The sequence below is a fragment of the Streptomyces sp. NPDC031479 genome (assembly GCF_055581065.1).
In genome coordinates this window covers 184,156-211,015 of record NZ_JBVIKC010000012.1, presented here as the reverse complement: position 1 = coordinate 211,015, position 26,860 = coordinate 184,156, and the positions used below count along the sequence as shown (strand labels likewise).

The window sequence follows — 26,860 nt, the reverse complement described above, 5'->3', positions numbered from 1 at the left end:
CACCGAATTGGAAAAGACGATGTCCCCCGCTGGGGAAAACCTACACCACACCCTCCCACCCCCACCCCCCTCCCCCCCTCTTCCGCCGGCGACCCCGACGGGGTCGCCGGCGCACGGGGAAGGTGGCGGTGGCAAGCCCGCCGGGACCGGGACCGGGACCGGCGCCGCCATGGCCCGGGTACTCGCCGGCGGGGGTGCGGTCGTCGCAAGCGGCGCGCCCCGTACCGTCGCCCCGGACACGCATCCCGTCCGAATCCCTTCGCCGATGGCGCCGGTGAGAGCAAGATGGGACCGGGCAGGGGACACACCGCCTGGTGGGGCTTGATCTCAGTGGGGTGAGGCAGATGGGCTGGCGGCACACGGACGCGGAGACGCCCGTGCGGCGGGGCGCCGACGGGCAGCTGTACATGGCCGTGCAGGACGTCACCGCGATGCTCCGCGACATGGCGCGGGCGTTCGACCTGCAGGCGCAGTCGGGCGAATTCGCGTGGACGGCAGAGGGCCAGGCGACCCGGGACAGGCTGGACGTGGGCACGATGCGCACGGTCGCGAGCATGCTCTGTGCGCAGGCCGACGAGATGGACGTCCAGCTCATCGCCATCGCCGGCCAACACCCCTTCGGGTAGCCGGACTCCTGGACCGGGTCGGCTCGGCTCCGGTTCGGCTCCGGTTCGTGCCCCCTACGGCACGGCTACGAGGGGTCCCCGGATTCGGGGATGTCCTCGATCCGCTTCCCGTCGAGCAGGTAGGCGGGCAGGCACGGCTGCTTCGGGTCGACGGGGAATCCGCGTTCGTAGGCCATGCTTGCCATCGCGAGAGGCCCGAGGGCGAGCCCGGCGCGCGGCGCCGCCGACCCGGCCCAGTACCCGACGTGCTCCGCGAGGGCTTCCGCCAGCGTCTCGGCGAAGGCGTCGGGGTCCCCCGCGACGAGGCGGTGGAAGAGGGCGACGGGCTGGTAGTCGACCCGGTTCACGAAGTCCTTCGGCGCGTGCGTCAGGCGCTCGGGCATGGACGACTCCATGGTGGCCAGCAGCTTCTCCACCACCTCGTCCATGGACCGCCGGGAGAAGTAGGCCCGCAGGGTGTCGACCCAGTGCAGGACGTACGCGTCGACGGAGTCGTCCTCCCGCAGCCGCGCCGGCGGCACCGCGCACAGCCGGCCGATCCGGTCCGTCTGGCGGCACACGATCGCGAGGTACAGGGCGTCGAGCCAGGCGCGGGCATCCGCGGGCGGGTCGGCGGGCGTCGCGGGCAGCAGACCGACCCGCTCTTCGCCGAGGTGGCACTGCTGGGGCCGCGCGCCGGTGAACAGCGCGGAGCCGAGCTGCACCGAGGTGGCCCAGGCGTCCCACGTGTCGATGCCCGCCGCGTCGGGGTCTTCGACGCAGCGGGCGTGGGCCAGCGCGACGGCGGAGCCGAACGCGCCGCCCAGCCCTGCGGGGTCCGTGGCGAGACGCCGCACCGACTCGACGGTCGCTTCGGCGAGTTCGTCGACGTCGGGAGCCTTGTCCGCGGTGCGGGTGGCGATCCGGCCGGCGCCGTCGAGCCGGACCAGGCCCTTCATCATGGCGAGCAGCTGCGGCGGGGGCTGCAGGGAGAAGGTGCGGGTCTCCTCGTCGAAGACCGTGAGCGAGGTCAGGCCGCCGGCGTGCCACCAGTAGACCTGCGGCGACAGGGCCCCCTGCCCCGAGTCCTCGTGGGCGCCCACCGCGTAGGAGGCGAGGGCGTTGACCGCGCCGACCACGGATCCGTCGCTGATCGGGTGGAACACCAGGTTGTGCCGGCTGGGCACGACGACGAGGGCGCCGGTGTCCGGGAGCGGCTCACCGGTGACCTGCCGGGCCGTCTCGGACAGGAACAGGGCCTTGGCGGCGATGAAGTGCGAGTCGCCGTAGACCGAGTGCAGTCGTACCCCTTCTTCGGTGAGTACTTCCGCGTACTCGACGGGTACCCGCATCAGGTTCGCGTACGCCGCCTGCCCCAGTTCCTGGAGCCCGGCACGCTCGACGTCCCTGTCGGTGAGGATGCGCACGCTGGTGGGTCCGTCGAGGGCGTACGCGAAGACGAGCCCGTCGGCGACCACACGGGCGTACCGCATGGCCCCCATGAGCTCGGGAGTGAACGCGGCCAGGGGCAGCAGCCGGGCGTGGACACCGCGCAGCAGTTCGGTGGTGTCCGTCGGGTGAAGGGCGTCGTCTCGATCCACTCCTCCGACTCTACGCGGAGGGTGTGACAGCGTGACGACGGGGCAACCGGTCAGGAGCGCTCGACAGGGTCACGCTCCCATGTCCTTGCCGCGGCGGTCCAACTCGTCGACGATGCTCCAGTACCCCGGCCGTCCGGATTCCACCGGGAGGTCAGGGCGTTCGAGAACAGGGGAGAAAGTGACGAACAACAGCAGTCCCAGGAAGCGTCCGGCAACGGCGGCGGTACTCGTACCGCTCTTCATACTCGCCGGGTTGCTGCTGGGCCCGGCGGCAGCCGCGGAGGCGGCCGTACCGGCGGCCCGGCAGGCTCCCGCCGCCACGGCGCCGGCGCAGAACTCCCTCCTGGCGGGAGCCGGGGTGGCAGCCGGTCTCCGCGCACCGACGTCGTCCCGGGTCCAGGCCGTCACCGGCAACAAGAAGAGCAAGAAGAGCAAGAAGAAGAAGGGCGGGCTCTTCTCGAAATTGCTGATCGTCGTGTTCGTCGTCATCGTGTTGATCGTGGTCCTGTACCTGGTTCGCCGGGCCATGCGCCGCAGGTCGGCCTGAGGCCTGCCACGGAAGCGGATCTGGTACTTGATCACAACGTCCTGCGGGACGCGGAGCCCTGACGGACAGCCGGCACGCCTGACGTGAGCCGTTGGTGCCGCAGGGCATCCGGCAGGGCCGGCCCAGGCCGCACCCCGCACCCCCCCCGCACCCGCACCCCCCCGCACCCGTGCCCATCGTGGGCCCGGGAAACGGTCCGGGGCGGAGCCCCCGTGCCGAAGGCGACCCGGTGGCACGGCGCGATCGACATTTCCCGGGACGGACCGAATCCTTTCGGCGGGCACGCGCCTCCTATACGTGTGCCGACAAACGTCGGACCGGGAAACAGGAGGTCTTCATGCTCATCGGTATCGTCATCGCCGCCGGAGCCGTGCTGCTCTGCACGTGCGTCTACTTCGTCACGCGCAAGCGGAAGCAAGCCCGTGGCTGACTCGTCCTGGCCCGCCGAACAGCTCGTCGTCGACGCCCAGCGCGGCGACGTCGACTCCATCACCGCTCTGGTCGCGGGCTCGCACCCGAACGTACGGCGATTCGCCCGCTCGCTCTGCGCCACTCCCGAGGACGCCGAGGACGCCGCGCAGGAAGCCCTGATCATCCTCTACCGCAAGATCGGGACGCTACGGGCCTCCGGCGCGCTGGCCTCGTGGATGTTCCGCATCGTCCGCAACGAGTGCCTGCGGCGCGCGCGGACGATGCGGTCCGACGCACCCCTGCCGGATGCCGCCGTGAGCTCCGCCGAGGACGTGGTCCTGCAGCGCATCGAGGCGGGCCGGGTCGCGGCCGCCGTCGCCGCTCTGCCGGCCGAGCAGCGCCGCGTGCTGATCATGCGGGACATCCAGGGTTACAGCGGACGGATGGCCGCCGAGGCGCTCGGCCTCAGCACCGCGGCGATGAAATCGCGCCTGCACCGCGCTCGCACCTCCGTCCAGCAGTCCCTGCGCGCCACACCCCGACCCACGACCGGAGACCCCGCATGACGACGACCACCGGAGCCGACGGCCCCGACTTCGCGAGTCCGTCCCTGTCCCGCCACCTGCTCCGCGGCCTGATCGGCTTCGGCAGTCTGATCGCCTCGCTCGCGCTCCTCCCGGCCACGGGCCCGGTCAGCCTGCTGCTCCTGCCGGTCGGCGTGCTGGCACTGCGCGGCTGTCCGATGTGCTGGACCATCGGCCTGATGCAGACCATCTCGCGGGGCCGACTGCAGCGCTCCTGCGAGGACGGCCAGTGCAGGCTGACGGTCGCGGAGCCTGCGGGGGCCGTTCACGCACCCCGGCCGGACCGGAAGCCCGCCGGGGGCCCCGCGGTGCGGGGGAGAGGGCCGCGACGGCCGGCGGGCCGAGGAAGAGGTGCTCAAGCCGCGGGGGAACGCCTGACCAGGCGCCCGTCGAGGACGACCTCCAGCCAGGTGTAGCAGTCACCGATCCACAGCCCGACCTCCGCCCCACACCCCGCGCACGCCAGATTCGCCCCCTCGTGCCCGCCCGGCCCGCAGCAGCCGCCCCATCGGCTGAGGATCTTCGTGGTTCCGACCAGGTCGGCCGGGCTCAACAGCAGGTCCACCCCTGGCCCGTGCCCCGCGCGGGACGTACGGAAGCCCTTGGGCGGCGAGCCCCAGGTGATGCGCCCCGGTTCCGGGTCGCGGGCGAAGGTGCCCGCCGCCATTCTGGGCGGGCAGGGGTCCACGGGGGAGTCGAGCGGCGTCCAGCCCTCGTCCTCCGCCGGCGGTCGCACCTCACGTACCGGCAGGGACAGCCCGGCGCCGCACACGGCACAGGAGAAGACCTCGACACCAGTAGTCCGCATGCCCTCTTCCCCGTCCGTCGCCGCCACCGAAGCTACCCTCCTGGCAACAGGGATGTCGCGGGCCCTCGTTCCGCTCCTGGCCGCCCCGGCCGCCGCCCAGGGCTGCGTGCAGACCGGCAACCAGGTGGTGTGCACGTTCGACTATACCGGGGCGCCCCAGACGTTCACCGTACCCACGGAGTGACGCAGCTGTCCGTGGATGCCCGGGGTGCTTCCGGAGGGGCTGCGGCCGGAGCCCCGAACCCCGGGGGCACCGGGGGTGCCGGCGCCGAGGTCGTCGGCACGCTGCCCGTCACGCCGGGCCAGGCACTTCAGGTCAATGTCGGCGGCGCGGGCGGAGTCGGGTCGGACGGCGCTCCCGGTCCCGGCGGCTTCAACGGCGGCGGTACCGGCGGGTCCTCGGACTCCGTCCACGGCGGCGGCGGTGGGGTGGCTCGGACGTCCGTTCCGGATCCCTGGACCTGGCCTCCCGGCTGGTGACGGCAGCCGGCGGCGGTGGCGGAGGCGCCACCAGGCCGCCGAAGCGGCCGTGGGACGGGCACACCGGACCGTGCCGAGCCGTCCCGGCCAACGGTACGGGCGGCGGCGAATGCGCCCGCTGAGGCGACTGCCGTAACGACCGGACCGGCGCCCGTCCGGAGCCGGGTCCCGTGCGCTCTGATTCGGCCCCGAGGGGCGCGCCGGGCCGGTGGAGCGCCGCGGTGACGCGGCGTGAACCGAGTCCCCCCGGCGATCAGCGGCTGGGGCGACAGCTCGCGGGACACGTGCGGCTGCCGACAGCCGCGTGCGTCAGCTCCCGGGAGAACCGGGCACCCGACGGAGTTCGAGCAGGGCCACCACGATCTTCACCGCGGTCGAGATCGTCAGGGCCTGAAGAAACGGCATTCCCATGAGCCACAGGGCCACCATCATGACGGTGAGGACCAGGAACGCGGGAAGCAGATGGGTGCGCATGACCGCACTCTTCAGGCGCTCGGCCCTGCTCCGATCCTGGTCCCCCGTGCGGATCGGGCGCGCGGTGAGGCCTTCCTCGTCGGCTTCCGGCATGGGGCGCTGCCCTTCCCTCGTACTCGTCCCCGTCAACGAGCCTCGGGCACGCCCCGGCGGCCTGCCACCGTTGCCACCCGTCCGCGCGGCCCTCCGAGGTACCGCTCCACGTGATCGAGCTGCTCCCATCGGTCCGAGAGCCGGAGGCCGGTCCACCTGCGCCCTGCCCGCACCGTGAGGCCGCAGGACTCACCGAGTGGATCTTCTGATCGTGTTCTCGCCAACCAAGCCGACTGCTCACATTGGTCGTTGATCAGAACGGCCCTAGGGTGCTGTGCCGGGGCCGTGCCCGGGTTCTCCAACGGTGAGGGCAGTCGATGAAGGAGGGGGAGCACGTGCAGCATGTAGTCGTCCTGGGGGGAAGCATCGCGGGGCTGGCCGCAGCACGGGCCCTGCGGAGCCTTGGCAAACGGGTGACCGTCGTCGAGCCCGATGGACTCGCCGCGACGGTCGCGAGGGGCGGTGTGCCGCAGAGCGGGCAGCTCCATGCGCTGCTCGACATGGGACGGACGCAGGCCGAACGCTGGTTTCCCGGGTTGTCGAAGGACTTGGTCGCCGATGGCGCGGTCCTCGGGTCGGGGAGCGAGATCCAGCTCTTCTCGAACGGACGGCGGAAGGTCAGCGTTCCCGGGAACGAGCTGATCGGCGTGAGCCGCGGCCTCCTCGAAGAGCACGTTCGCCGCCGGACCCTGCTGGACGACGGGGTCACGGTGAGGGTGGGCAAGGCCTGCGGTCTGGACATTCGGGGCACGCGGGTGGTCGGCGTCCGCGTCCGCGCCGCCGACTCCGGCGAAGCGCACGTGCTGCCGGCCGACGCGGTGGTCGACGCCACGGGCCGGTCGAGTCGGCTGGCCTCCTGGCTCCGGGAGGAGGGGTGGCCGGAACCCCCTGTCGACCGCATGCGGATCGATCTGGGCTACGCCACCGCGCGCTTCCGCAGGGGAACGGAACTTCCCGACGTTCGCGTGGCGCACCAGCTGCCCGCCGCCGCGAGCGGCACCGCCGAGCAGTCGGACACCGGGGCCATGGCCGCGGTGGAGGGCGGCCAGTGGATGGCGGTCATAGCGGCGTACGCCGGGAAGCGCCCGACCCGGGACCCCGCCGAGTTCCGCAGGCGCATGAGGGAGATGGACGCGAGCCCCTTCGGCGTCGTCGCCGACCGGTGCGAGCTGATCGGCGAGGTCGAGACGTACGGCATGGCGCACTCCTCGCGGAGGCGCTGGTGGGCCGTGGAGCGCCTTCCCGGAGGACTGTTCGTCGTGGGCGATGCCGTGGCCTCCTTCAACCCGGTGTACGGGCAGGGCATGACCAGTGCCCTTCTGCACGCGTCGTGCCTTGCCGCGTACCTGCGCAAGGGCGGCGACCTCCATGCGCCGGCCCGCGCCTACTTCCACCACATCAGGGTCGTGGTGAACGCGGCATGGGAGGTCTCGACGCTGTCCGACCTGGCTCAGCCGCACGTCACGGGTCCCTATCCGCGCGGCTACGGAATGGCCAGGAAGATGGCGGAATGGGTGGAGGAGGCCTCCACGACGGACGCGTGGGTGAACGAGAGGTTCCTCGACGTCGTCAACATGCGCAGGCGTCCCGCCGATCTGCAGGCGCCACGGTTCTTGTGGCGTGTCGCGATGGCGTGCGCGCGGCGGGACCGGTGACACGGGGACGACCGGGACGGCCAGGAGGCCAGGAGGCCAGGAGGCTAGGAGCTGGAGACCAGCCGCCCGTCCTTGTCCACTCCGGCCGCCGCCAGAACCTCGGGGTGGTCGAGAAGGCGGGCCATGCGGACCAGGTGGGCGCGTTGGGCACCCGCTTCCAGCTCGGACCCCGGCAGCGGGATGCCCCTGCCGCTCACCCGGCCGGCTCCGTCCTCGGCGAGCGCCACCGCCCCGAGGAGGACGGCGGCGGCGGCCGCGGCCCGCTCGTCGTCCTTCGACCAGCCGGTGCCGGCGGCAGCCTCGCGGACCCGGTCGGCGGGGGCATGGCCGAGGTAGGGGTGCAGGCTGCGGATACCGCTGAGGATGTCGGCCATACGCGTGATCAGGTGCCAGTCCCGTACGTAGAGCAGGCCGAGCTGCGCCACCGGATTGGGCTCGGTCAGAGTGATCCGGGGGTCGGCGCGACGCGTCAGCTGCCACAGCGGGGCCAGCGCCAGGTAGTCCCGCCGGTCCGCGCGCCACGTGGCGATGGCGGCACCGGAGAACCCCCAGTTGATGATGACGGCCCCGATCGTGCCGGAGACCGGGCCGAGGCCGTGGAGGGGGTCCAGGCCGCGCCAGCCCGTGGCGTCGGCCACGGTGGCCGGCCCGACGCACGCCACGTACCCGGCGATGAACCAGGTGGCGATCGCGATGTGCTGCAGTGCCCGGCGCAGCCTCGGATCGTCCTGCGAGGAGAGGGCGTTGTGACGGAACCGCAGGGCGGTGGAGACCGAGGCGTAGCCGAGGCCCAGCTGGAACGCGCCCAGCATGACCAGAGCGCCGGGGTCCCGGCCGTAGGTGATGTTGAAGTCCAGCGGGTGCGGTGCGTCGTCGAGCCCGGCGGCGAGGAATCCGGTGATCAGGGCACCCACGACGAGGCCGTAGACGACGAACGGCCCGGTCAGCGGGTTGCGGCCGGTCGCGCTCGACGGGGAAGGGCGCCACAGCAGCGACATGATGTGCGTGTGGGCGAAGAAGCCGAGGATGCAGAGGAAGACCAGCAGCTCGGCGAGGTTCTGTTTGCCCGTCAGGTCCGCGATGCCCCGGTAGACCACGGGCGTCGCGAACACGAAGGCGCCCACCCCCAAGGCGGAGCACATGGCGATCAGCCGCAGCGCGGGTGAGCGTTCCCGCTGCCAGGCGACGAACTTCGCGGAGGTGGTGCACAACCCGATCGCGGCGACGGTGAGGTAGACGATGTTCGCAGCGTCCTCAGACACCGGTCCCCCTGTGACGCAGGGCGGAGCTCACCGAGGTGGTGGCGTCGCCGCTGATGTTGGTGATCATGCTGACGATCAGCCGCCCCAGAGTTTCGGCTTCCCGCTCGGGCGGAGTCTGCCCGCAGGACAGTGTCGTCTCGGGCCCGTCGAAGTAGGTGCGGGCCAGCATCATTCGGCTGACCTTGGGGTTGAGGGCGGGAGCCAGGCTGGCGAGCAGCTCGTCCTGTAGGTCATGCCCCGCTGTCTCCGGATCGTGCCCGAGGAAGGCGTGTGCCAGTTCGTGGGCGATGACGAAGTTCTGGAGGATGCTCTGCGAGTCCTTGTCGACCACGATGATGAGCTCGGAGGGTCCCCGCAGGAGTCCCCCCGTGAGCGGGTACTTCAAAGGGAGGTGGATGATCCGGATCGGCACCCCACAGCGGTCGGAGACGGCCGATACGACCTCGTCGATGGTCGGGTGGGCCGGCAGCCCGAGCTGCGAGCAGAAGGTGTTGCGCAATCTGCGGAGGGTGCGGATCTCCCGGAGCGTCTCTGAGACGATTCCGACGGTCTCCCGGATTCCCGCCACGGTCTACCCCTTCTGCAAAAACCACAGCACATGGGACGCATGCCCCGGTTCTTTCGTGAATCTGCTGGATTCTTCGTACGTGGTCCCACGCCCATGGACCGCCGACGGTGACGTGCGCCGCAGTTGACCCGGAGCCGGGCTCCGCTCGCTGACTCCGGCTCTCCGCACCGCGGTACGGACGTCCGACCCCACGGCGGGCGACCGCCCTGACCAGCGTCGGGGGAGCGCCGGAGGGATGGCGTGCCCACGTCTGGAGAGTCACAGTGAGTAGCTTGTACGTTCATTGCGAGCGAGATCAAGTGGGACAGGCTTCCGGTTGGCGTACTTCCTGGATCGGAAAGCCTTGGGGGAGGGGCAATCGCGAACGAACCGGATGATTCCGGCGGCGGCTTCCCGGGCGGGCCGCTGAGCCTGCCGGCCGAGGCCTTGGCGGCCTTGGAGGCCGCGGCCGGAGCGAACCGTTCAGTCCCGGGAGCCGGGCAACGTCCCGAGGTAGCGGCTGAGGACCGCGGGGGCGCCGGCCTCGCGCAGCAGCGCCACGAGTTCCACCTGGTCCTTGGTCTCCTGTACCAGGGCGTCGGTGTCGGGGAGGGTGAAGAACGCGGGGCCGGCCTCGATGCCGAAGTGCCTCGCCAGGGCCTCCAGGGGGTCATCCGTGAAGAAGGACGGATCCACCTTGAAGATCTTGCAGAGCAGCTTCGTGGACTCAAGGCTGGGCTTGCTCTTTCCCTCCAGCAGGTTGTAGAGCCACATCCGCGACTTTCCGCACGCCCTGGCCACATCCGTCTGCGTGTGGGGTTTGCCCTCGTCGGTCGTCCGGGTCTTCAGCAGGTGCCCGAGCCGGCCGATGAACGGGTCGTCCTCGACGGTCTCCCCCGTGGGCTCGCCCGCCCGCAGGGCCTGCAGCAACTCAAGCGGCACGCCGGTGGTGTGACTGACGGCGGCGTTCGACTGGGGCTCGGAGCCCCGCGGGAAGATGTGCGCGAACAGGAAGTCGAGACGCTCTGAGATCAGCAGCGCCCGCTGGTCGCCCGTGCCGCTCATCGATCCCTTTCCTGCCACGTCCGAGTGACCGTCGCCGTGACGGCCTGTCCGGCCGCACGGTGACTGCCGTGATCATCACCGCTTCCGCCGCGTTGGCGAGGGAACCGCCGCCGCACTGGCAGAACTCGGGGCGGCGGGCGCCCCTGCGAGAAGTTACTCGAACTGCATGCTGGCCGCATCAAGTCTAACCGGCAAGCCGTGGCAGCAGTCGATTCCAGGTCCAGACCGGCATCCAAGAGCCCTTTTCCGCCTCCGAGTTGGCGTCATGTGCAAACTATTGTTGACACCGGGCGGAGGGTGCAGCAGGATCTTGTCCATGCCGCCAGCTGGCCGGGCTCCTCCCGAGAGGTGAGGGGTCTTCATGGCTGGTTGTTTGCGCCGCCCGAAGGCAGCGATCCCCACGGGGGAGGGTCGCAACCCGGGTCGGGAAGCCCGTTCGGGCCCCGATCCGACGTCTGAGGGCGGCGCACGGCATCTCTTCCCGCAGGGGCGGAACCGCGGCACCACCGACTCCGGCGGTTCCGCGCGATCGGGGACCGGATACGGGCCGGCCACGGGCTCCGCGCTGCGGCCGCGCAGGGTGGCGGCCGGGAGGTGCCCGGGTCCACGGTCCGTCAGGCGGCCGTTCCGCCCGCGTTGCGGATCAGCTGCATGAGCACCTTCACCGTGGTGACGTAGTCCGCGTCGTCAATGCCCTCGTGAAGGACGGCGCGGATCGCGGGGCCGTTGCGTGCGAGGTCGACGCGGGCCTGTTCCCCCTCCGCGGTGAGCCACAGCCGGTCCTCGGTGTCCCGGGTCAGCCAGCCGCGCTCCACGAGCACCTCGGCCTCTGCCGCCAGGTCGTCCTCGGGCCGGATGTAGGAGGCCATGGCCTTGTACAACTCGGGCAGGGCCATCCCCTCGCCGTCGGGCGAGATGTCGTTCTCCGACAGGTTGCGCAGCAGCCAGAACTGGGGCTGGGTGTAGCCCTTTTCGGTCTGCCGCGCCCGGGTGAAGGCGATGAGCGCCTCATAGGCGACACCGGTCCAGTAAGCGGCCGGCTGCCCGGCGAGCTCGGCGTCGGAGAGCTGCTGCTGGGTCGTCATGGGCTGTCCCCTCCTGGTGCTTCGGGTGTGGAGTCTGCGTGCCGTGCAGGTCCTGGGGAGAACGTAGAACCTCACGTTCGGTCGAGGTCAAGTGCGTGATCTTCCGGATGTCATGGACGCGGATCTCGGGACGGCTCGCGGGGCGCCAGGGAGCAGTCGCCGCGCCATGCGAAATGCTCGCGGTCCGCTACGAGGCAACCGTGCCGGCCGCAGTCCTCAACGAGTGCTGTGACCGGCGCCTTCGGCGTGCTCAAGCATGCGGAGCGCGTCGGCGGCCGCCGGTGACAGCACGGTGTCGTCCTGCAAGTCGGCCAGTGGCATCCACGCGACCGCGTCGGTGGAGCCGTCGATCTCGGTCACTGTCGGCGTCCCGCCCTTGAGGGCGACGGCGTAGAACAACGCCGTGAGGCTCCAGCTCACGCCATTGCGCCGAACCGCGTAGGTCCGCGCGTCGAGCAGTCGAGCGTCGGCGAGTTCGAGCCCTGTCTCCTCCCGGAGTTCACGGGACAAGGCCTCCACAGGCTGTTCGCCCGGGTCGATGCCGCCGCCCGGCATGTGCCAGAGCCCCGGTGTGAAGATCGGCGAGGCGTCCGACAGCCGGATCATCAGCAGCCGGCCGTCCTCCACCGCGATCGCGTACGCCGAAACACGGGTCTGTACGTGAGTGTCCACGGTTCGCGCCCCTCCCTGTACGAAGCCGACAGGTGGGAACCCTAGCGTCACCAGGATCGACTCTGGCAACAGGTTCGGGGGAGCCCGCCCCGGTGCGCCGCTGGACCACGCAAGTGCCGGGACGGGCCGGGGCGGTTCAGTGCGCGTCGGTCAGGGGTACGCCCAGCAGGGCCTCGAGTCGGGAGACCGTCTGGTCGGGCTGCTGCGCGTGAACACCCGCGAAGCCGAGCTTCTCGGCCGCCTGCACGTACTCCTCGGTGTCGTCGACGAAGACGCACTCGTCGGCCGAGAGCCCCAGCAGCTTCAGCATGGCTTCGAACAGCTCCGGGTCGGGCTTGCGCATCCCGTGGCACTCGGAGATGACCACGCTGTGATAGCGCGCTTCGAGCTCGTACCCGTCGTAGAGGTTCCAGGGACTGAGCCCGACCGAGTTGGACAGGATGCCGACCTTGATCCCGGCCCGCTTCGCTGCTGCGGCCGCGTCGATCAGGGTGCGCTCCGGTCGCAGGTCGGCGAAGATCCGGCCCATCAGATTGTCCGGAGAGACCCCGAGCCTGGGGGCGGCGGCCTCGTTCCATTCGGTCTGGCTGACCGTGCCGCGCTCCAGCTCGTGGGTGAGCCGAACTCCTTCGGCGTCCATGTACAGCGCCTTGATGCACGCGCCCTGCTGCAGTCCCTCGCGCTGCTCGAAGGCCAGCACCGCCGGCAGCAGCGGCGTGGTGAGCACCCCGCCGAAATCGAGGACGAGACCGGTGCGGTGAGACATGCGGAACTCCAGCGTTGGTGATGGATCGGGTGCCGGCCCCGGCGACCGCTGCGTGCGCCGGCGGTGGGCCGTGCGCGGAGTCATCGGCCGCGGCTGACCGACGGGGCGCACCGCCGCAGGGGCGGAGAGGGTCTGTTCGATCAGTGGGCAGGACCGGGCCATACCGTACCAAGTGTCTGACTCGTAGTCAGGCATCGGCAACCCGCAGGTCCGACTGCCGGAGGAGCGGAGCGAAGGCTCACGTGTCGGACCGCCGGTCGCGGAAATCCGAACTTCGAACGAAACCCCCTTGCCTAATGGTCAAGAACTGTTGACCATTAGGGGCATGCCTACCGACGACCTTCCCGAGACGTTCCACGTCACCACCGACGAGCAGCTGCGCGCCGTCTCCAATCTCACGCGCCACCGGATCATGGCCGTGCTCCGCTTCGAGCCCGCGACGATCACGCAGATCGCCGAGCGGGTGGGTCTCGCGAAGGGGAGTTCCAGCTACCACGTACGACTGCTGGAGCGGGCCGGCCTGGTGAAGGTGGTGCGGACGCGGAAGGTCCGGGGGGTCACCGAGCGGTACTACGCGATGGCCGCGCGGGCGATCGTGCTGCCGGATCCCGGCGAGGGAGGGCCGGACGTGCTGATGCGGCACGCGGTGGCGGACCTGGAGGCCTCGCCGCCGGACGGCGAGCGGCACGTACGGATGGCGCATCTGCGGCTCACCGAGGAGCAGTTCGCTGAGCTGGGGGCGCGCCTGGAGGCCCTGGCGGACGAGTACCGGGAGCTGTCCGACCCCTCGCTGCCGGACGCGTCACTCGTCTTCGCACTGTTTCACCCGGCACCGCGCCGACAGGCCGAAGGGAACGCCAAGTGAGCTCAGACGTCAGAAAGTTGCCGACCGGTTTCGGACGGCTGTGGACCGCGCAGACGGTGTCCTCCCTCGGTGACGGAGTGACGCACGCCGCGCTGCCGCTGCTCGCGCTGACGTTGACGCGGGATCCGATGGCGCTCGCCGTCGTCACGGCCGCCGGAACGCTGCCGTGGCTGCTCTTCGGGGTGCTCGGCGGTGCACTGGTGGACCGGTGGGACCGCCGGCGCACGATGTGGGTCACGGACGCGGCGCGTGCCGTGCTGCTCGCGATACCGGCGGCGGCGGCCGCGCTCGACGCGCTGAGCATTCCGCTGCTCGCGGCAGTCGCCTTCCTGCTCGGCCTCGGCGGACTCTTCTTCGACACGGCCGCCACGGCCTATCTGCCGGATCTGCTCGGCCGCGACCCCGCGCTCCTGGAGCGCGCCAACTCCCGCCTGCGCGGTACCCAGACCGCCGCGTCCGGCTTCGCGGGGCCGCCCGCGGGCAGTGCGCTGCTCGCACTCGGGAGGGCGGTACCGCTGCTCGCCGACGCGGTGTCGTTCGCGCTCTCCGCACTGCTCGTACGGTCGCTGCCCGCCGCACCCCGGCCCGTACCGCAGGCCCGTGAATCGCTGCTGCGACAGGCGCGGGCCGGCACCTCGTACGTGTTCCGCAATCAGCTGCTGCTCGGGCTCGCGCTGCGTCCGGCGGTCGGGAACATCGCCTTCCTCGCCGTGGAGACCGTCCTCGCCCTCTTCGCGCACGACCGTCTCGGCATCGACACCTTCGGCTTCGGCCTGCTCCTCGCGGCGGAGGCCACCGGCGGTCTGCTCGGCGCGGGCATCGCCTCCTTCCTCGGCCGGCGACTCGGCACGGGCACCGCGCTGACCTGCACGGCCGCAGTCGAGGGACTCGCCATCCTGGGCCTCGCCGCCGCCCCGAACCCGTACGTCGCCGGCCTCGCGCTCGCCGTCTGCGGAGCGGGCATGGGCGCCACGATGGTGCTCGCTCCCTCCCTCCGACAGGCGATCGTCCCCCCGCGCCTGATGGGCCGGGTCGCCTCCACCTCGCGCATGCTCGCCATGTGCGCCGCCCCGTTCGGCGCCTTCCTCGGCGGCTGGCTGGCCACCGCCTACGACGTACGCACCCCCCTCTACGCGGCCGCCGGCCTCCTCCTCACCATGACCGCCGTCACGTCGACCATGACCGGCAACCGCCGGGTCGAGGCGGCGCTGCGCGCCGCCGCCCCGGCCCACGATCCGGATCACCTGGAATCCCGGGATCCCGTTCGGCGGTGATCGGCGTCCGGCGGGGGAGTCGGCGGCCGTCGACTTCCTGCCACGACCGTGGCGGTTTGGCCGAAGTTCCATGGATCGCCTGCCACGGCTGTGGCAGGATCGGTTCGGCAACTGCCGCTGCGCCGGCGCTTCGACGAGGGTGCCGATGTGAGGCGTCCTGCGCGACGTGGGGAGACCAGCCGGTGACAGAAGCCTTCTCCGTACCGCCCGTGGCCGCCCCGCAGTTGGCCACCGTCGTGGACCGGGTCGTCGACCTGGGGGCCAAGCTGGGCCGCGGCCGGGACGAGGTCCTGGATCCCGAGGAACTGCACCGCGCCTCCGGGGTCCCGCTCCACGTCGTACGAGCGCTGCTCCAGGGGCGGCCGGCGGGCGAGCCGGACATCCACGAGCGGTTCCGGCAGCGGCTCGACCTGCTCCACGAAACGTACCGCAAGGAGAACGGCCGCAAGTTCTCGCACGGGGAGATCGCCCGGCAGAGCGGCATCTCCCGGCAACAGGTACAGGCGCTGCTCGGCGGGGACCGCCGCCCGACGATGGACCACTGCTCCCGGCTGGAACGGTTCTTCGAACGGCCCGCCGGTTTCCTCCAGTCGGACGACGCCGAGGCGCTGAGCTGCGTCCTGGCCGTCATCGAGAAGGGGCTGCTCCTGGAGTACCGGGAGCACAGCGAACGCGGCGTCCTGGCGGCGGCCCCGGCCGGCCCCCGGCGGCCGAGTCTCTACGAGCGGCACGGCGTCGACGGCATCGCGCTGCGCGCGGCCCTGCTGACCGACCAGGGGCGCACCAGGCTGCTGGAATGGCTCGACGAGTACATGGACGAGCGTGCGGCCGAGGGGAACGTCGGCGGGCACGCGGACGGGCACGCCGGCGGGCAGGACGGGAACTCCGCGAAGAACTCCGCGAAGAACTCCGCGAAGAACCCCGCGAAGAACGCCGAAGGGAACCGGCGCTCGCCCGGCGATGCGTCCTGAGGTGCGCCGTCCGCTTCGCGCCGGCGGGCCCGGGGGCCGTGCCCTTCCCCGGTCGTGGCACGGAGGGTTCGTGGAGCGGCCGGCCGCTGCACCGGGGCCGTGCGGGCCGGCCGCGTGGAATCCGCCAGGGCGCGAGCTCCCGCCCGTCGCGGAACAGGGTCGGGGCCCGGGCCGGAAGCAACGCCAGGAGCAGGAGCACGGGCAGGAGCAGGGGAGAGACACGTGTTCAAGCAGCGGGAGATACGACGGTCCGTCGGCGCCCTCACGGACGGGATCGGACACCTGAAGTCTCCGGCTCCGGCCGAGGCGGTCTGCCGCGCGCTCTGCGACGCCATGGGGCTGCGCCGGGGGCGCACGATCGAGTTCCGCACCACGCCCTTCCCTCCGGGTACCGCCAGCGGTCTCGCCCTGGACCTCGGCGAGCGGGACCTCGTCGTCGTGGAACAGAAGACCGCGGCCGAACACCAGATCGTCATCACCGGGCACGAGCTGCGCCACCTGGAGCTGGGCCACTGCCACCTGCACGTGACCGAGGGCTCCGCGGCCGCTCGCCTCCTGCGCCACGACGCCGACTTACAAGCGGTCGTCGAGTCGGCCCTGGCGGTCGCGGGACGACACAGTCCCGCCCTCCTCAAGCAGGACAGGGCCGCCGCCCGGAAGCACGCGGGGGAGGAGCAGGCCGCCGAGCGCTACGGCCTCGAACTGGCACACGCTGTACGGCACCTGCTGGCCGCGCCCGACGCACCCGTACTCGACCGCGGTACGACTTCCGGCCGCATCGCGGCCGCGCTCGGCCACCACGGCATACGGGGCTGAACCATGTCCGATCTCGCCTTCTTCATTCCGGCGGCGCTGGGGACCGTGGCCGTCCTCGTCCGGCTCCCCAGCCTGCGCAGGAACACCCGCGATCCCCTTCTCCGGGCCGTGGTGGTGTTCCTGCTGACGGCCACGGGGGTCTTCTACTTCGGGGCCACCTCGACGATCGTCAAGGTCAACGAGATCACGGGCGTGCCGAACTTCGCCGCGCCCCTCCTCTACTCGCTCCTGATGGCCTGCTGTGGATCGGGCATCATCCTGATCATCAACTGGCGAGGCGGCCCGCCCGCCTGCATCCGGCGGTCCACCCGCTGGTGCGCGGGAACCTACGCGGCCCTGGCCGTCGCGATGTACGCGCTCTTCGCCCTCGGTGAGGCCCCGGTCGAACGGCTGGAGGACCTGGACACCTACTACGCCAACACGCCGTACATCCGCGAAATGATCGTGCTCTACCTGGTGGGCCACTCCGCCGCGGCGTTGATCATGGCGTCCCTGTGCCGGCGCTGGCTGAGCGATGTGTCCAGGGAGCTGCGGGTGGGTCTGGCCCTCTTGATCGCGGGCTACACCAGCACCCTCGGCTTCGACGTGTGCAAGTTCGCGGCCGTCGGCGCCCGATGGGCCGGAACGGACTGGGACGTCCTCAGCACCGAGGTGGCACGGCCGTTCGTCACGGTCTCCTTCTGCCTCATCCTCCTCGGTTTCGGCCTCCCCCTCGCCGTGCAGCGCTTCAAGGGACCCTGGCGGGACTGGACCCGGTACCGCCGGCTGGGCACCCTGTCACGCCTGCTGCACGGGCTGACGCCGACCACGGCGGTGGTCAGGATGCCGCTGCTCTCCACGGTGGGCGTACGCCGGCTGCACCGCGAATCGGGCATCCACGACGGACTGCTCACCCTCAACCCCTACTTCGACCTCACCCTGCGGGCCCGCGCACTCTCCGACGCGCTGGCCCATGGGGCCTCCGACGACGACGCCGCCGCGGGCGCGGACGCGGTCATGGTCGTCGCCGCCGTCGACGCGCTGCGCGCCGACCCCGAGCGCCACGTGATCGCGTCCTCCCGTGAACTTCAGACGGAACCCGGCGAAGAGCGCGATCTGGTACGGATCTCGCACGCGCTGGCCCGGATCCTCTCCGGGGGTCCGGGCGGGCCGGCGCCGGAGAGGGAGCACGCATGACCACCGTGTACTTCTACCTTCTCGTCGGCGTCCTCTCGGTCGCCTTCGCCCTGAGGGCGCCCGCACTCGTCAGACACTGGCGCGATCCCCTCGTCCGTTCCGTGGCCCTGCTCCTGCCGCTGGGCGCCGCCGTGTTCTTCTTCGCGGCGCCGCCGACGATCTCCCAGGTGAACGCGCTCACGGGCATCCCCAACTTCTCGGTCCCGCTGGTCTACGGCACGGTCACCGCCGCCAGCGCCGCGCTCATCAACCTCACCATCACCTGGCGCGGAGGCCCGCGGGACCGGCGCCGGGCCGCCACCCGCTGGTGCGTCGGCGTCTACGGAACGTTGATCGCGACGCAGTTCACCCTGTTCGCCCTCGGGGACGCGTCCGAGGAACGTCTCCGGGACTTCGACACCTACTACGCCACCACCCCGTACGTCCGGGAGATGGTCGTCCTGTGCGTACTGGCCTACGGGCTCGCGAACCTGGTCCTGGCCCGCCTGTGCTGGCGCTGGTCCCGCGAGGTCCCGGGGCTGCTGCGGACCGGGCTGCTCCTCATCATGACCGGCTCGGTCCTGAGCCTGGTGTACGTCGCGTGCAAGCTCACGGCCATCGGGGCACGATGGGCCGGCCACGACTGGGACGGCGTCAGCACCACCGTCGCCCCTACGGTCTCCTCACTCGCCTCGCTCCTCCAGTGCGTCGGCCTCGCCCTGCCCTCCGCGAGCCAGTGCGTGATGAGCCTGTGGCGCCGGTGGTCCCAGTACCGGCGTCTGCGTCCGTTGTGGCTGACCATGCGCGCGGTGACCCCGTACGAACTGGTGCGCATTCCCTGGGGCTCCTCGCTCGGCAAGCGCCAGTTGCGCCGGACCTGCGACATCCGCGACGGCCTCCGGCTGATCGCGTCCCGCCTCGACCGCCGGGCGGAGGACGAGGGACACGCGGACGCGTTCCCCGGCGGGCTGAAACCGGATGCGGCACGCCACGTCGCCATGGTGGCAGAGGCGTTCGACACCCTGCGCGGCACCGGGGCCGACCCGGGGGAATGCAGCCTGGAGAGCATGCTCTCCGGTGACGACGAACAACTCGTGCGGCTCTCGGACGCCCTGCGCGACCTGGCCGTTCCCGACCGGACCGGCAGCCGGGAATTCGGGCGGCCGTCGCTCTTCGAGCGAACCTCCGACCGCGTCTGACCACTCGCCGGCGCGTCCGGCACACGGAGCACACGGAGCACACGGAGCACACGGAATCCGTCCGGTTCGGGGCCGGGTGGCCCCGCTCCCCTGACCAAGACGGCACCCGCCCCTCGGCGGCCCGCGAGAGAGCAGTCACATGACCCACCCCAGCAACACCCCCACGGCGGCGATACGGCGCCGGGCCGTCGTCATCGGTGGCGGCCTGGCCGGCACCCTGGCGGCTGCCGCGCTGCGCGAGGCGGTGGACGAGGTCCTCATCGTCGAGAACGACGAACTGCCGGCCGTCCCGGCCCCCCGCAAGGGACTTCCCCAGGCGAGCCACGCGCACATGTTCTGGAGCAGCGGGGTGCACGCCGCCGAAGCCCTCCTGCCGGGAGTCACCGACCGGTGGATGGCCGCCGGCGCGAACCGCATCCCGATCCCCACCGGCATGGTCGGATTCACCGCCGAGGGCTGGCTCCGCCGCTGGAGCGCCGAAACGGCCTTCCTGATCGCCTGCAGCCGTGACGTGCTGGACCACGTGGTACGCGAGCTCGTGCTGGCCGATCCGAGGGTGACCGTCCTCCAGCGCACCCGCGTCGAGGGCCTGACCGGCACCGCCGCCCGAATCACCGGCGTGCGCACCCGGGGGGCGGACGGCCGGGAAGCGGCCCTGGAAGCCGACTTCGTCGTCGACGCGAGCGGGCGCGGCTCGCGGGCCCCCCGGCACCTGGCGGAGCTGGGGGTCAGGCCCGCCCCCGAGCGCTCCCTCGACCTCGGCCTGACGTACGCCAGCCGGGTCTTCCGGGCACCCGAAGGAACGGCCGGCTTCCCCATGGTCGTCGTACAGTCCGACCCCCGGACGGCACGCCCCGGGCAGAGCGCCAGCATCCTGCCCATCGAGGACGGCCGGTGGATCGTCACCGCGGCCGGAACACGGGGAGGCGAGCCCACAGCGGTCAACGAGGACTTCGAGCCGTTCGCCCGCGGACTGCGCCACCCCGTCATCGGCGAGATCATCTCCGGCCTGGAGCCGCTGACCGACGTCACGGTCAACCGCAGCACGCGCAACACCCGTCGCTACTTCGAGAACGTCAGGGACTGGCCGGAACGGTTCGTCGTGCTCGGCGACGCCCTGGCGGCGTTCAACCCCATCTACGGGCACGCCATGTCCGTGGCGGCCCAGGCCGCGCTCGCGCTCCGCGATCTCGCGTCGGCCCACGGGGTCGACGCGCCCCGGCTCTCACGACGGGTCCAGAAGGCCATGGCCAGACCGGTCGCGGCAGCCTGGGACCTGGCACTCGGGCACGACGTGTTCTATCCGGGAGCCCAGGGGAGCGGCCAGAGCACCCCGACGCGCAAGGACAAGGTCCTGTCCGGCTACACCTACCGCCTGCTCAACACCTGCTGCGGCAGCTTCACCATGACCAAGGACTTCTTCGACGTCACCTCCCTCCAGGCCCCCCTGACCACTCTGGTCAAGCCGCGCGTCCTCCTCGGCGCCCTGCGCGGCCCGCTGCGCCCGCCCCTGAGCGCGCCGCCCCTGACGGACCGGGAGCTGACACTCGTACGGACCGCCGGCCCGAACTGAGATGGAGGCGAGGGCAATCCCGCGCGCCAGGAAGACCACCGCAGAAAGCGTGACCCCCCATGCCTGAGATATCCAGCCCCGTCCGGCCCACCGCCGTCGTCATCGGCGCGAGCGCCGCCGGCCTCTTCGCCGCGTCCGTGCTCAGCGAGTTCGCCGACGTCACGGTCATCGAGCGGGACGAGCTGCCCGAAGGACCCGAGGGCCGCAAGGGCGTGCCGCAGGCCCGCCACGCGCACCTCCTGTGGAGCGGCGGTGTCCGGGCCTTCGAAGAGCTCCTGCCCGGCCTGACCGTCGACATCGTCGCCCGCGGGGGCCGACTGGTCCACATCATGGGCGACATGGTCTCCCGGGCGCCGAACGAGGTCTGGTTCCGCCGGTTCAGGTCCACCCACCACCGCAACCTCGTCTCCTCGCGCAACCTCCTGGACCACGCCCTGCGCGAGCGGGTGCTCGGGGATCCGCGCATCAGCCTGCTCGACAAGGCCGTCGCCGAGGGCCTGGAGGGTGATGCCGTCCGCGTCACCGGCGTCCGGATCCGGTCCGGTACCGGCGTACGGCCCCTGTCCGCGGACCTGGTCGTCGATGCCTCCGGCCGCGGCTCCCGCGCCCCGTCGTGGCTCGTGGACCTCGGTCTGCCCCCCGTCACCGAACGGGAGGTCGACGCGGGCGTCGCCTACGCCACCCGCGTGTACCGGGCTCCCGCGGCGACGGTGGGCGGTTTCCCCCTGGTCAACGTGCAGGCCAACCCGGCCAGAACACCAGGCCGGGGAGGCATCATCCTCCCCGTGGAGGACGGCCGGTGGATCGTCACCCTGTCCGGCACCCGTGGCGGCGAGCCCACGCAGGACCCGGACGCCTTCGTCGACTTCGCCCTCGGCCTGGGCGACCCCGTCATCGGCAGACTCATCGAGGAAGCCGAACCCCTGGGCGGGATCGCCACCACCCGCAGCACCGCCAATCAGCGCCGCTACTACGAGAAGATGCGTGCCTGGCCGGACGGCTTCACCGTGCTCGGCGACGCCATCGCCGGATACAACCCCGTGTACGGGCACGGCCTCACCGTCGCCGCCCAGTGTGCCGTCGCCCTCAGGGGAGTCCTGCGTTCCGCCGGCCTCACCGCCCCCGGCACGGCCCGCCGCGTACAGCAGTCCGCGGCCCGGCCCGTCGCCGGAGCGTGGGACCTCGCCGTGGGGCAGGACGCGTTCTACCCCGGCGCCAGTGACACGCCGCCCAAGGCCGTCGAGAAGCTCCTCGCCCGTTACGTCGACCGAGCCGTCGAAACGGGCGCCCGCAGCCCGCGTGCCCTCGGCGCCCTCCTGGACGTGATGAGCCTGGAGAAGCCCGCGACCCGCCTGTTCTCCCCGGACATGCTCGTCCCCATGCTCTTCGGCCGGAAGCTGCCCCCTCTGCAGGGCCCTCCGCTGAGTGACGCCGAGAAGGAGAGCGTCTGAACCGTTCGCGTGCTCGCCATGACGCCCGCCCTCCGTCCCAGACCTTGTCTCATCTATCGAAAATCGATAGATTCAGATCGTAAGTCGATGGAAGGGTGGGTCATGGGAAAGCTGGCAGTGGGTGCGTTGCGCGCCGTGCTCGCGGTGGTGCTCGTCGGCACCGTGCTCGTGCAGGCGATGATGGTGTGGGCGTTGGCGACCGATCCCGAGGACGGGTCGCTCCCGCTGACCCCGCTTCGGGTGATCACGATCCTGGGCATGCTGTCGGCCCAGGTCGCCCTGGTCTGCGTATGGCGGCTGGTGGCGATGGTGCGACGCGGAACCGTGTTCTCCCACGCCGCCTTCCGGTACGTGGACGGAGTGATCGGCGCGATCGTGGCGGCCGCCCTCGTGTGGTTCGCGGTCACGATCATCAATGCGCCGGGTCAGCGGGAGGACCCGGGTGTCACCGTCATCATGGGCGGGGTCGGTGTGGCCATCCTGGGCGTCGCACTCATCGTGCTCGTGCTGCGGATGCTGCTCACCCAGGCCGTCGCGCGCGACGTGGAAGCCGCGCGGATGCAGGCCGAGCTGGACGAGGTGATCTGATGGCGATCGCCGTCGACATCGACGTGATGCTGGCCAGGCGGAAGATGTCGGTGGGGGAGCTCGCGGACCGCGTGGGCATCACGCCCGCCAACCTGGCGGTACTCAAGAACGGCCGCGCCAAGGCGGTGCGCTTCGCGACGCTCGCCGCGCTCTGCGAGGTCCTGGAATGCCAGCCGGGCGACCTGCTGCGCTGGGAAGCCGAGGAAGCCGAGGAAGCCGAGGAAGCCGAGGAAGCCGGGGACGCCAGGGGCGCCGAGGAAGCCGGGGGCGCCACGGACGAATGACGTGCCCCGGGGGCGGAGTTCCGCGCCCGATGCGCCATCGGCGGTAGGGTGCCGCCCGTGTCCGAGCAGCAGCAGCGCGACCTCGTCGGCTACGGCGCCGAGCCGCCGCACGCCGCCTGGCCCGGTGGCGCACGCGTCGCCGTCAGCCTCGTCCTCAACTACGAGGAGGGCGGTGAACAGAACGTCCTGGAAGGCGATCCCGCCTCGGAGGGCTTCCTTCACGAACTCGTCGGCGCGCCGCCCGTCGTCGGCGGGCGTGACCTGAACGTCGAGTCCCTGTTCGCCTACGGTGCGCGCGCCGGATTCTGGCGCGTGGCCCGCACCCTCGCGGCGCACGGCGCGCCGGTCACCGTGTACGCCGTGGCGCAGGCGCTCGAACGCAACCCGGACGCGGCACGGGCGATGGGCGCCGCCGGCTGGGAGGTCGCGGGCCACGGCCGGCGCTGGATCGACTACCGCCACGTGCCCGAGGACGTCGAGCGCACGGACATCGCGCACTCCGTGGCGACGATCGAGCGGCTCGTCGGCCGTCGGCCGGTCGGCTGGTACACCGGCCGCACCAGCCCCCACACGCGGCGCCTCGTCGCCGAGGAGGGCGGCTTCCTCTACGACTCCGACGACTACTCCGACGACCTGCCGTTCTACGCCGAAGCGGCCGGACGCCCGCACCTGGTGGTGCCGTACACCCTCGACGCGAACGACTTCAAGTTCCTCATCGTCCACGGCTTCACCACCGCCGACGACATGCTCGCCTACCTCGTCGACACCTTCGACGCGCTCCACGCCGAGGGCGCCGACCGGCCGCGCATGATGAGCGTCGGCCTGCACTGCCGCATCATCGGCCGGCCGGGCCGCATCCGCGCCCTCGACGGCTTCCTGGAACACGTCGCGCGGCGGGGCGGCGCGTGGGTGGCCACGCGCGAACAGATCGCCCGCCACTGGCTCGCCACGCACCCGCCCCAGCCCTGAACCGACGCGGCCACCCCTCCCGGAGGCGCCGGTCCGGGGGAGCACGGGCTGGTGTGACGCCCCCGGGGGAGATAAAGTGCTGCTTCATTATGAAGCACGTACATAACTCGGAGGGTCTGTCCCGTGACCCCGACGGTTTCCTCTACGACCCCGGTGTCCGGGCGTCCATGGGCGCCTTCGCGCTCGGTGGCGGCTCGCTCGCGCTGGAGGCGGCCGCGGCCGTCCGTTCGGCTTCGCAGGCCGTCGACCGGCTGCGCGCGCAGGGTGCGGGCGGGCGGGGTCTCAGCGCAGGAGCCCTCGACGTCCTGACCCGCCTGAGCGCGGCCACCGAAGAGGGGCTGAGCATCGGCGAACTGGCCCGCGCGGCCGGCGTGAGCTCCCGCAACGTCACCGGCCTGGTCGACACGCTGGAGCGCGACGGACTGGTGCAGCGGGTCCAGGACCGGCACGACCGCCGGTCGGTCCGGGCCCGGATCACACCGGAAGGCCGCGACTGGCTGGAAGCGTTCCGTCAGCCGACGCAGCGCGCGATGTCCGCCGTCTTCCAGGGCTTCACCGAGGACGAACTCGCCCGGTTCAGGCACCTGTGTCTGCGCCTGGTGGAAAACCAGCACCGGATCGAGCAGTACCTGAACACGGTCCGGCCCGACCAGCCCGCTTCCTGACCCGACGCGACCCGACCAGACGGAGTACCGCATGACCACTACCGACACACCCACACGACAGACGGTCAGGGCCTACCACGAGGCCCGGTTCCGCGGCGATGTCGCGGCGGCCGCCGCCCGGGTCGGCGAAGGGTTCCTCTTCCGCAGCCCGTTTATCACCTCCGACAGCCCTGCCGGCCACCTGGACGGACTCGACGGACTCCTGGGCATCGTCACCGGCGTGGAGCTGATCAGCGAGCTGTACGGCGAAACCGAAGCCACCCTGGTCTACGACATCCACACCGCCCCGGCCGTCGGCATAACCCAGCGCACCGCCGAGCACTTCCGCCTCCACGACGGCCGGATCACTGCGATCACGCTCATCTTCGACTCCGCCCCCTGGCAGGCCATCATGGCCGCGGCCGGCCCGACCCGCGATGAGGGTGTCCCCGCACCGTGACGGCCGCGGGTCGTACCGCCATCCGAGTGTGGCGATCGGGTGGTGTTGCCGCCGCACCCGTGGCCGGACCCTTCTCCGTCGAGTTCCCGCGTGTGCAGGAGTCCGTCGTGACCGTCGTTCGAACGCGGGGACCCGTGGCCGGTGAGGAGGGCGACGGCGAGCTCGCCTACGACACGCTCCTCTACGCGCTCGGCAGCTCCGTGGCCCACCACGGCGTCCCCGGCGCGGCCGAGTACGCCTTCGACGTGACCGGCCGGTCCTCGGCACTGCGGCTGCGAGAACGCCTGGCCGCCTTGGGCGCGGGCGGCACCGTGCTGGTGGTCGGAGAGGGGCTGACCGGCATCGAGACGGCCACCGAGTTGGCCGAGTCCCGGCCCGATCTCTCGGTCGCGCTCGCCGCCCGTGGCGAGCCGGGCGCCTCGCTCTCCCCGGACGCCCGCCGTCACCTGCGCCGCTCCTTCGACCGGCTCGGCATCACCGTCCACGAGCACACCGCCGTCGAAGCCGTCGAGCCGACGCGGGCGATCGCCGCCGACGGTACGTCCGTCCCGGCCGACGTCACCGTGTGGTCGGCCGGGTTAGCCGTGCACCCCATCGCGGCCGCCGCCGGCCTGGAGGTCGCCGGGACCGGCCAGATCACCGTCGACCGGACCATGCGCTCGGTCTCGCACCCGGACGTCTAGGCCGCCGGTGACTGCGCCTACGCGATCGGCGAGAACGGCCGGCCGCTGCCGATGTCCTGCGCCTCGGCCGGCTTCACCACCATGCGGGCGACCGACGCGATCATCGCGCGCCTGACGGGCGGCGAGGTCCCGACCACCGGGCTGAAGTACCACGGCAACCACATCAGCCTCGGGAGGCGTGACGCGATCTTCCAGATGGTGGACGGGGACGTCCGCCCGACGCCGGTCATCGACGCGTGGTGACCGCAACGGTCAGGACGGATCGACCCCGACGGACGAGGTGCGGTCGTGGGAGCGCCGGCGGACCGGCCACCTGGCTGCCGCGTCACCCCGGCGGGCCGCGAGGTGAGCACGGTGATGCGTAGCCGCCCGGTCAGTTCGACGCGTACGGCCGGCAGGGAGCCTCCAGCCGGGTCAGTTCCTCCGCGCTCAGCCTGAGCGTCGCGGCGCGGGCCGAGTCCCGTACGGAGGCCGGGCGGCTCGCCCCCGGGACCGGGATCACCGCCGGGGAGCGGGCCAGCAGCCAGGCCAGGGCGACCTGCTGCGGGCTGACGCCGTGCTCGGCCGCGATGTGGTGGAAGGCGGTGTCCGCCGACGTCTGCCCGGAGGGGCCGTCGAGGGAGCTGCGGGAGATCCCGCCGAGCGGGCTCCAGGGCAGGAACGCCAGGCCCAGACGGGCGCTCAGCCGCACTTCGGGCTCGCTGTCGCGCACGGCGGCCGAGTACCGGTTCTGGACGGAGACGAGCCCGTCGCCGAGGATCTCGTGCGCCTCGCGGATCTGGCCGGTGCTCACGTTCGAGATCCCGGCGGCGCGGATCACGCCGGCGTCGAGCAGCTCGCGCAGGGCGCCGACGGACTCCGCCCAGGGCACGGCCGGGTCCGGCTTGTGCAGCTGGTACAGGCCGATCGCGTCGACGCCCAGGCGCCCGGCCGAGGCTTTCGCCGCGCGCTTGAGGTGGGCGGGGCCGCCGGTGACGGTCCAGCTGCCGTCGCCCGGCCGCCCTCGGCCGCCCTTGGTGGCGATCAGGACGTCGGAGGTGTCACCGCCGTAGCGGGCCAGGGCGCGGGCGATGAGCAGCTCGTTGTGCCCGGTCTCGTCGGCGTGCCAGTGGTAGCTGTCGGCGGTGTCGATGAGCGTGATGCCGGCATCGAGGGCCGCGTGGACGGTCGCGATGGCCCGTGCCTCGTCCGGTCGGTGCTCGATGGACAGGGGCATGGCGCCCAGGCCGATGGCGCTGACGGTGGTGTTCCCGATGGTTCGGTACCGCATGGT

29 protein-coding genes and 1 pseudogene are annotated in these 26,860 nt (G+C 71.7%); 20 read left to right on the top strand and 10 right to left on the bottom strand.

Annotation, left to right across the window (positions count from 1 at the left end; genetic code table 11):
• Window positions 1–344 precede the first annotated feature (344 nt).
• The gene (locus ACZ5D2_RS16605) at window positions 345–626 is read left to right on the top strand and encodes a hypothetical protein (protein WP_468929885.1); all 282 of its coding nucleotides are present in this window, start codon (window positions 345–347) and stop codon (window positions 624–626) included.
• A 65-nt stretch (window positions 627–691) separates the two neighbouring features.
• Here ACZ5D2_RS16605 and ACZ5D2_RS16600 read toward each other — a convergent pair whose 3' ends face one another.
• Window positions 692–2,206 carry an immunity 49 family protein gene (locus ACZ5D2_RS16600; protein ID WP_468929883.1) on the bottom strand — a complete coding sequence of 505 codons (1,515 nt, stop codon included), beginning with the start codon at window positions 2,204–2,206 and terminating at the stop codon, window positions 692–694.
• Between the two features lie 178 nt (window positions 2,207–2,384).
• On the opposite strand from ACZ5D2_RS16600, the gene ACZ5D2_RS16595 reads away from it, so the two are divergent.
• The 3 genes from ACZ5D2_RS16595 (at window position 2,385) to ACZ5D2_RS16585 (ending at window position 4,164) form a co-directional block, all read left to right on the top strand.
• Window positions 2,385–2,753, top strand: a complete 369-nt coding sequence (locus ACZ5D2_RS16595) for a hypothetical protein (RefSeq protein WP_371681471.1) — start codon at window positions 2,385–2,387, stop codon at window positions 2,751–2,753.
• Window positions 2,754–3,175: 422 nt separating this feature from the next.
• Complete coding sequence (locus tag ACZ5D2_RS16590) at window positions 3,176–3,730, top strand: RNA polymerase sigma factor (protein ID WP_331738064.1); 555 nt, start codon at window positions 3,176–3,178, stop codon at window positions 3,728–3,730.
• The gene (locus tag ACZ5D2_RS16585) at window positions 3,727–4,164 is read left to right on the top strand and encodes a hypothetical protein (protein ID WP_468929881.1); all 438 of its coding nucleotides are present in this window, start codon (window positions 3,727–3,729) and stop codon (window positions 4,162–4,164) included. The genes ACZ5D2_RS16590 and ACZ5D2_RS16585 overlap by 4 nt, the downstream gene beginning before the upstream one ends.
• Here ACZ5D2_RS16585 and ACZ5D2_RS16580 read toward each other — a convergent pair.
• Window positions 4,104–4,556 (bottom strand): hypothetical protein, encoded by a 453-nt coding sequence (locus tag ACZ5D2_RS16580; RefSeq protein WP_331738067.1) that lies wholly within the window; start codon window positions 4,554–4,556, stop codon window positions 4,104–4,106. The genes ACZ5D2_RS16585 and ACZ5D2_RS16580 overlap by 61 nt on opposite strands.
• Before the next feature lie 52 nt (window positions 4,557–4,608).
• On the opposite strand from ACZ5D2_RS16580, the gene ACZ5D2_RS16575 reads away from it, so the two are divergent.
• Window positions 4,609–4,740: a hypothetical protein gene (locus tag ACZ5D2_RS16575; protein WP_371681472.1), complete on the top strand. Its 132-nt coding sequence runs from the start codon at window positions 4,609–4,611 to the stop codon at window positions 4,738–4,740.
• 605 nt (window positions 4,741–5,345) lie between these two features.
• On the opposite strand, the gene ACZ5D2_RS16570 is transcribed toward ACZ5D2_RS16575, so the two are convergent.
• Window positions 5,346–5,603, bottom strand: a complete 258-nt coding sequence (locus ACZ5D2_RS16570; protein ID WP_331738070.1) for a hypothetical protein — start codon at window positions 5,601–5,603, stop codon at window positions 5,346–5,348.
• A gap of 335 nt (window positions 5,604–5,938) precedes the next feature.
• Here ACZ5D2_RS16570 and ACZ5D2_RS16565 point away from each other — a divergent pair, with 335 nt between their 5' ends.
• Entirely contained in the window at window positions 5,939–7,258 is a 1,320-nt protein-coding gene (locus tag ACZ5D2_RS16565) for an NAD(P)/FAD-dependent oxidoreductase (protein WP_331738072.1), read from the top strand.
• A gap of 44 nt (window positions 7,259–7,302) precedes the next feature.
• On the opposite strand, the gene ACZ5D2_RS16560 is transcribed toward ACZ5D2_RS16565, so the two are convergent.
• From ACZ5D2_RS16560 to ACZ5D2_RS16535, 6 genes are all read right to left on the bottom strand, one after another.
• Window positions 7,303–8,520: a DUF6545 domain-containing protein gene (locus ACZ5D2_RS16560; RefSeq protein WP_468929876.1), complete on the bottom strand. Its 1,218-nt coding sequence runs from the start codon at window positions 8,518–8,520 to the stop codon at window positions 7,303–7,305.
• A complete protein-coding gene (locus tag ACZ5D2_RS16555) occupies window positions 8,513–9,088 on the bottom strand; it encodes an ImmA/IrrE family metallo-endopeptidase (protein ID WP_331738076.1) in 576 nt (191 codons plus the stop codon). The genes ACZ5D2_RS16560 and ACZ5D2_RS16555 overlap by 8 nt, the downstream gene beginning before the upstream one ends.
• A 462-nt stretch (window positions 9,089–9,550) precedes the next feature.
• Window positions 9,551–10,132, bottom strand: coding sequence for a helix-turn-helix domain-containing protein (locus ACZ5D2_RS16550; RefSeq protein ID WP_331738078.1), 582 nt, complete (start codon window positions 10,130–10,132; stop codon window positions 9,551–9,553).
• 614 nt (window positions 10,133–10,746) lie between these two features.
• Window positions 10,747–11,217: a MarR family winged helix-turn-helix transcriptional regulator gene (locus ACZ5D2_RS16545; protein ID WP_331738080.1), complete on the bottom strand. Its 471-nt coding sequence runs from the start codon at window positions 11,215–11,217 to the stop codon at window positions 10,747–10,749.
• Between the two features lie 216 nt (window positions 11,218–11,433).
• Window positions 11,434–11,889 (bottom strand): NUDIX hydrolase, encoded by a 456-nt coding sequence (locus ACZ5D2_RS16540; RefSeq protein WP_331738082.1) that lies wholly within the window; start codon window positions 11,887–11,889, stop codon window positions 11,434–11,436.
• A 136-nt stretch (window positions 11,890–12,025) separates the two neighbouring features.
• Window positions 12,026–12,655, bottom strand: a complete 630-nt coding sequence (locus ACZ5D2_RS16535) for an HAD-IA family hydrolase (RefSeq protein ID WP_468929872.1) — start codon at window positions 12,653–12,655, stop codon at window positions 12,026–12,028.
• 325 nt (window positions 12,656–12,980) lie between these two features.
• Here ACZ5D2_RS16535 and ACZ5D2_RS16530 point away from each other — a divergent pair, with 325 nt between their 5' ends.
• The 14 genes and pseudogenes from ACZ5D2_RS16530 to ACZ5D2_RS16465 form a co-directional block, all read left to right on the top strand.
• Entirely contained in the window at window positions 12,981–13,520 is a 540-nt protein-coding gene (locus tag ACZ5D2_RS16530) for an ArsR/SmtB family transcription factor (RefSeq protein ID WP_331738086.1), read from the top strand.
• Window positions 13,517–14,794 carry an MFS transporter gene (locus ACZ5D2_RS16525; protein WP_468929871.1) on the top strand — a complete coding sequence of 426 codons (1,278 nt, stop codon included), beginning with the start codon at window positions 13,517–13,519 and terminating at the stop codon, window positions 14,792–14,794. The genes ACZ5D2_RS16530 and ACZ5D2_RS16525 overlap by 4 nt, the downstream gene beginning before the upstream one ends.
• Window positions 14,795–14,976: 182 nt before the next feature.
• Entirely contained in the window at window positions 14,977–15,765 is a 789-nt protein-coding gene (locus ACZ5D2_RS16520; RefSeq protein WP_468929869.1) for a helix-turn-helix domain-containing protein, read from the top strand.
• A gap of 222 nt (window positions 15,766–15,987) precedes the next feature.
• Complete coding sequence (locus ACZ5D2_RS16515) at window positions 15,988–16,581, top strand: toxin-antitoxin system, toxin component (protein WP_331738092.1); 594 nt, start codon at window positions 15,988–15,990, stop codon at window positions 16,579–16,581.
• A gap of 3 nt (window positions 16,582–16,584) precedes the next feature.
• Complete coding sequence (locus tag ACZ5D2_RS16510) at window positions 16,585–17,757, top strand: MAB_1171c family putative transporter (RefSeq protein ID WP_331738094.1); 1,173 nt, start codon at window positions 16,585–16,587, stop codon at window positions 17,755–17,757.
• Window positions 17,754–18,935 (top strand): MAB_1171c family putative transporter, encoded by a 1,182-nt coding sequence (locus ACZ5D2_RS16505; protein ID WP_331738095.1) that lies wholly within the window; start codon window positions 17,754–17,756, stop codon window positions 18,933–18,935. The genes ACZ5D2_RS16510 and ACZ5D2_RS16505 overlap by 4 nt, the downstream gene beginning before the upstream one ends.
• Window positions 18,936–19,074: 139 nt before the next feature.
• Window positions 19,075–20,508 (top strand): NAD(P)/FAD-dependent oxidoreductase, encoded by a 1,434-nt coding sequence (locus tag ACZ5D2_RS16500; RefSeq protein ID WP_468929866.1) that lies wholly within the window; start codon window positions 19,075–19,077, stop codon window positions 20,506–20,508.
• Window positions 20,509–20,567: 59 nt separating this feature from the next.
• On the top strand, window positions 20,568–21,959 hold the full coding sequence (locus ACZ5D2_RS16495; protein ID WP_331738099.1) for an FAD-dependent oxidoreductase: 1,392 nt from the start codon (window positions 20,568–20,570) through the stop codon (window positions 21,957–21,959).
• A gap of 102 nt (window positions 21,960–22,061) precedes the next feature.
• Complete coding sequence (locus tag ACZ5D2_RS16490) at window positions 22,062–22,547, top strand: DUF2975 domain-containing protein (protein ID WP_331738983.1); 486 nt, start codon at window positions 22,062–22,064, stop codon at window positions 22,545–22,547.
• Entirely contained in the window at window positions 22,547–22,831 is a 285-nt protein-coding gene (locus tag ACZ5D2_RS16485; protein ID WP_468929863.1) for a helix-turn-helix domain-containing protein, read from the top strand. Before ACZ5D2_RS16490 ends, ACZ5D2_RS16485 begins: the two co-directional genes overlap by 1 nt.
• A gap of 48 nt (window positions 22,832–22,879) precedes the next feature.
• Window positions 22,880–23,800, top strand: a complete 921-nt coding sequence (gene puuE, locus ACZ5D2_RS16480; RefSeq protein WP_331738103.1) for an allantoinase PuuE — start codon at window positions 22,880–22,882, stop codon at window positions 23,798–23,800.
• Between the two features lie 89 nt (window positions 23,801–23,889).
• Window positions 23,890–24,465 (top strand): MarR family winged helix-turn-helix transcriptional regulator, encoded by a 576-nt coding sequence (locus ACZ5D2_RS16475; RefSeq protein WP_331738105.1) that lies wholly within the window; start codon window positions 23,890–23,892, stop codon window positions 24,463–24,465.
• A 31-nt stretch (window positions 24,466–24,496) separates the two neighbouring features.
• Window positions 24,497–24,904 carry a nuclear transport factor 2-like protein gene (locus tag ACZ5D2_RS16470; protein WP_331738106.1) on the top strand — a complete coding sequence of 136 codons (408 nt, stop codon included), beginning with the start codon at window positions 24,497–24,499 and terminating at the stop codon, window positions 24,902–24,904.
• Between the two features lie 44 nt (window positions 24,905–24,948).
• Window positions 24,949–25,803, top strand: a pseudogene (locus ACZ5D2_RS16465) (NAD(P)/FAD-dependent oxidoreductase); the annotation flags it as partial.
• A gap of 157 nt (window positions 25,804–25,960) precedes the next feature.
• Here the strand turns inward: ACZ5D2_RS16465 and ACZ5D2_RS16460 are convergent.
• The gene (locus tag ACZ5D2_RS16460; RefSeq protein ID WP_331738108.1) at window positions 25,961–26,857 is read right to left on the bottom strand and encodes an aldo/keto reductase; all 897 of its coding nucleotides are present in this window, start codon (window positions 26,855–26,857) and stop codon (window positions 25,961–25,963) included.
• Between the last annotated feature and the right edge of the window lie 3 nt (window positions 26,858–26,860).

Excerpts from the sequence above, each read along its gene's own strand:
- ACZ5D2_RS16605 (WP_468929885.1), top strand. The coding sequence starts at position 345 with ATGGGCTGGCGGCACACGGACGCGGAGACGCCCGTGCGGCGGGGCGCC.
- ACZ5D2_RS16585 (WP_468929881.1), top strand. The coding sequence starts at position 3,727 with ATGACGACGACCACCGGAGCCGACGGCCCCGACTTCGCGAGTCCGTCC.
- ACZ5D2_RS16580 (WP_331738067.1), bottom strand. The coding sequence starts at position 4,556 with ATGCGGACTACTGGTGTCGAGGTCTTCTCCTGTGCCGTGTGCGGCGCC.
- ACZ5D2_RS16575 (WP_371681472.1), top strand. The coding sequence starts at position 4,609 with ATGTCGCGGGCCCTCGTTCCGCTCCTGGCCGCCCCGGCCGCCGCCCAG.
- ACZ5D2_RS16570 (WP_331738070.1), bottom strand. The coding sequence starts at position 5,603 with ATGCCGGAAGCCGACGAGGAAGGCCTCACCGCGCGCCCGATCCGCACG.
- ACZ5D2_RS16550 (WP_331738078.1), bottom strand. The coding sequence starts at position 10,132 with ATGAGCGGCACGGGCGACCAGCGGGCGCTGCTGATCTCAGAGCGTCTC.
- ACZ5D2_RS16545 (WP_331738080.1), bottom strand. The coding sequence starts at position 11,217 with ATGACGACCCAGCAGCAGCTCTCCGACGCCGAGCTCGCCGGGCAGCCG.
- ACZ5D2_RS16535 (WP_468929872.1), bottom strand. The coding sequence starts at position 12,655 with ATGTCTCACCGCACCGGTCTCGTCCTCGATTTCGGCGGGGTGCTCACC.
- ACZ5D2_RS16530 (WP_331738086.1), top strand. The coding sequence starts at position 12,981 with ATGCCTACCGACGACCTTCCCGAGACGTTCCACGTCACCACCGACGAG.
- ACZ5D2_RS16510 (WP_331738094.1), top strand. The coding sequence starts at position 16,585 with ATGTCCGATCTCGCCTTCTTCATTCCGGCGGCGCTGGGGACCGTGGCC.
- ACZ5D2_RS16505 (WP_331738095.1), top strand. The coding sequence starts at position 17,754 with ATGACCACCGTGTACTTCTACCTTCTCGTCGGCGTCCTCTCGGTCGCC.
- ACZ5D2_RS16500 (WP_468929866.1), top strand. The coding sequence starts at position 19,075 with ATGACCCACCCCAGCAACACCCCCACGGCGGCGATACGGCGCCGGGCC.
- ACZ5D2_RS16495 (WP_331738099.1), top strand. The coding sequence starts at position 20,568 with ATGCCTGAGATATCCAGCCCCGTCCGGCCCACCGCCGTCGTCATCGGC.
- ACZ5D2_RS16490 (WP_331738983.1), top strand. The coding sequence starts at position 22,062 with ATGGGAAAGCTGGCAGTGGGTGCGTTGCGCGCCGTGCTCGCGGTGGTG.
- ACZ5D2_RS16485 (WP_468929863.1), top strand. The coding sequence starts at position 22,547 with ATGGCGATCGCCGTCGACATCGACGTGATGCTGGCCAGGCGGAAGATG.
- ACZ5D2_RS16475 (WP_331738105.1), top strand. The coding sequence starts at position 23,890 with ATGAAGCACGTACATAACTCGGAGGGTCTGTCCCGTGACCCCGACGGT.
- ACZ5D2_RS16470 (WP_331738106.1), top strand. The coding sequence starts at position 24,497 with ATGACCACTACCGACACACCCACACGACAGACGGTCAGGGCCTACCAC.
- ACZ5D2_RS16460 (WP_331738108.1), bottom strand. The coding sequence starts at position 26,857 with ATGCGGTACCGAACCATCGGGAACACCACCGTCAGCGCCATCGGCCTG.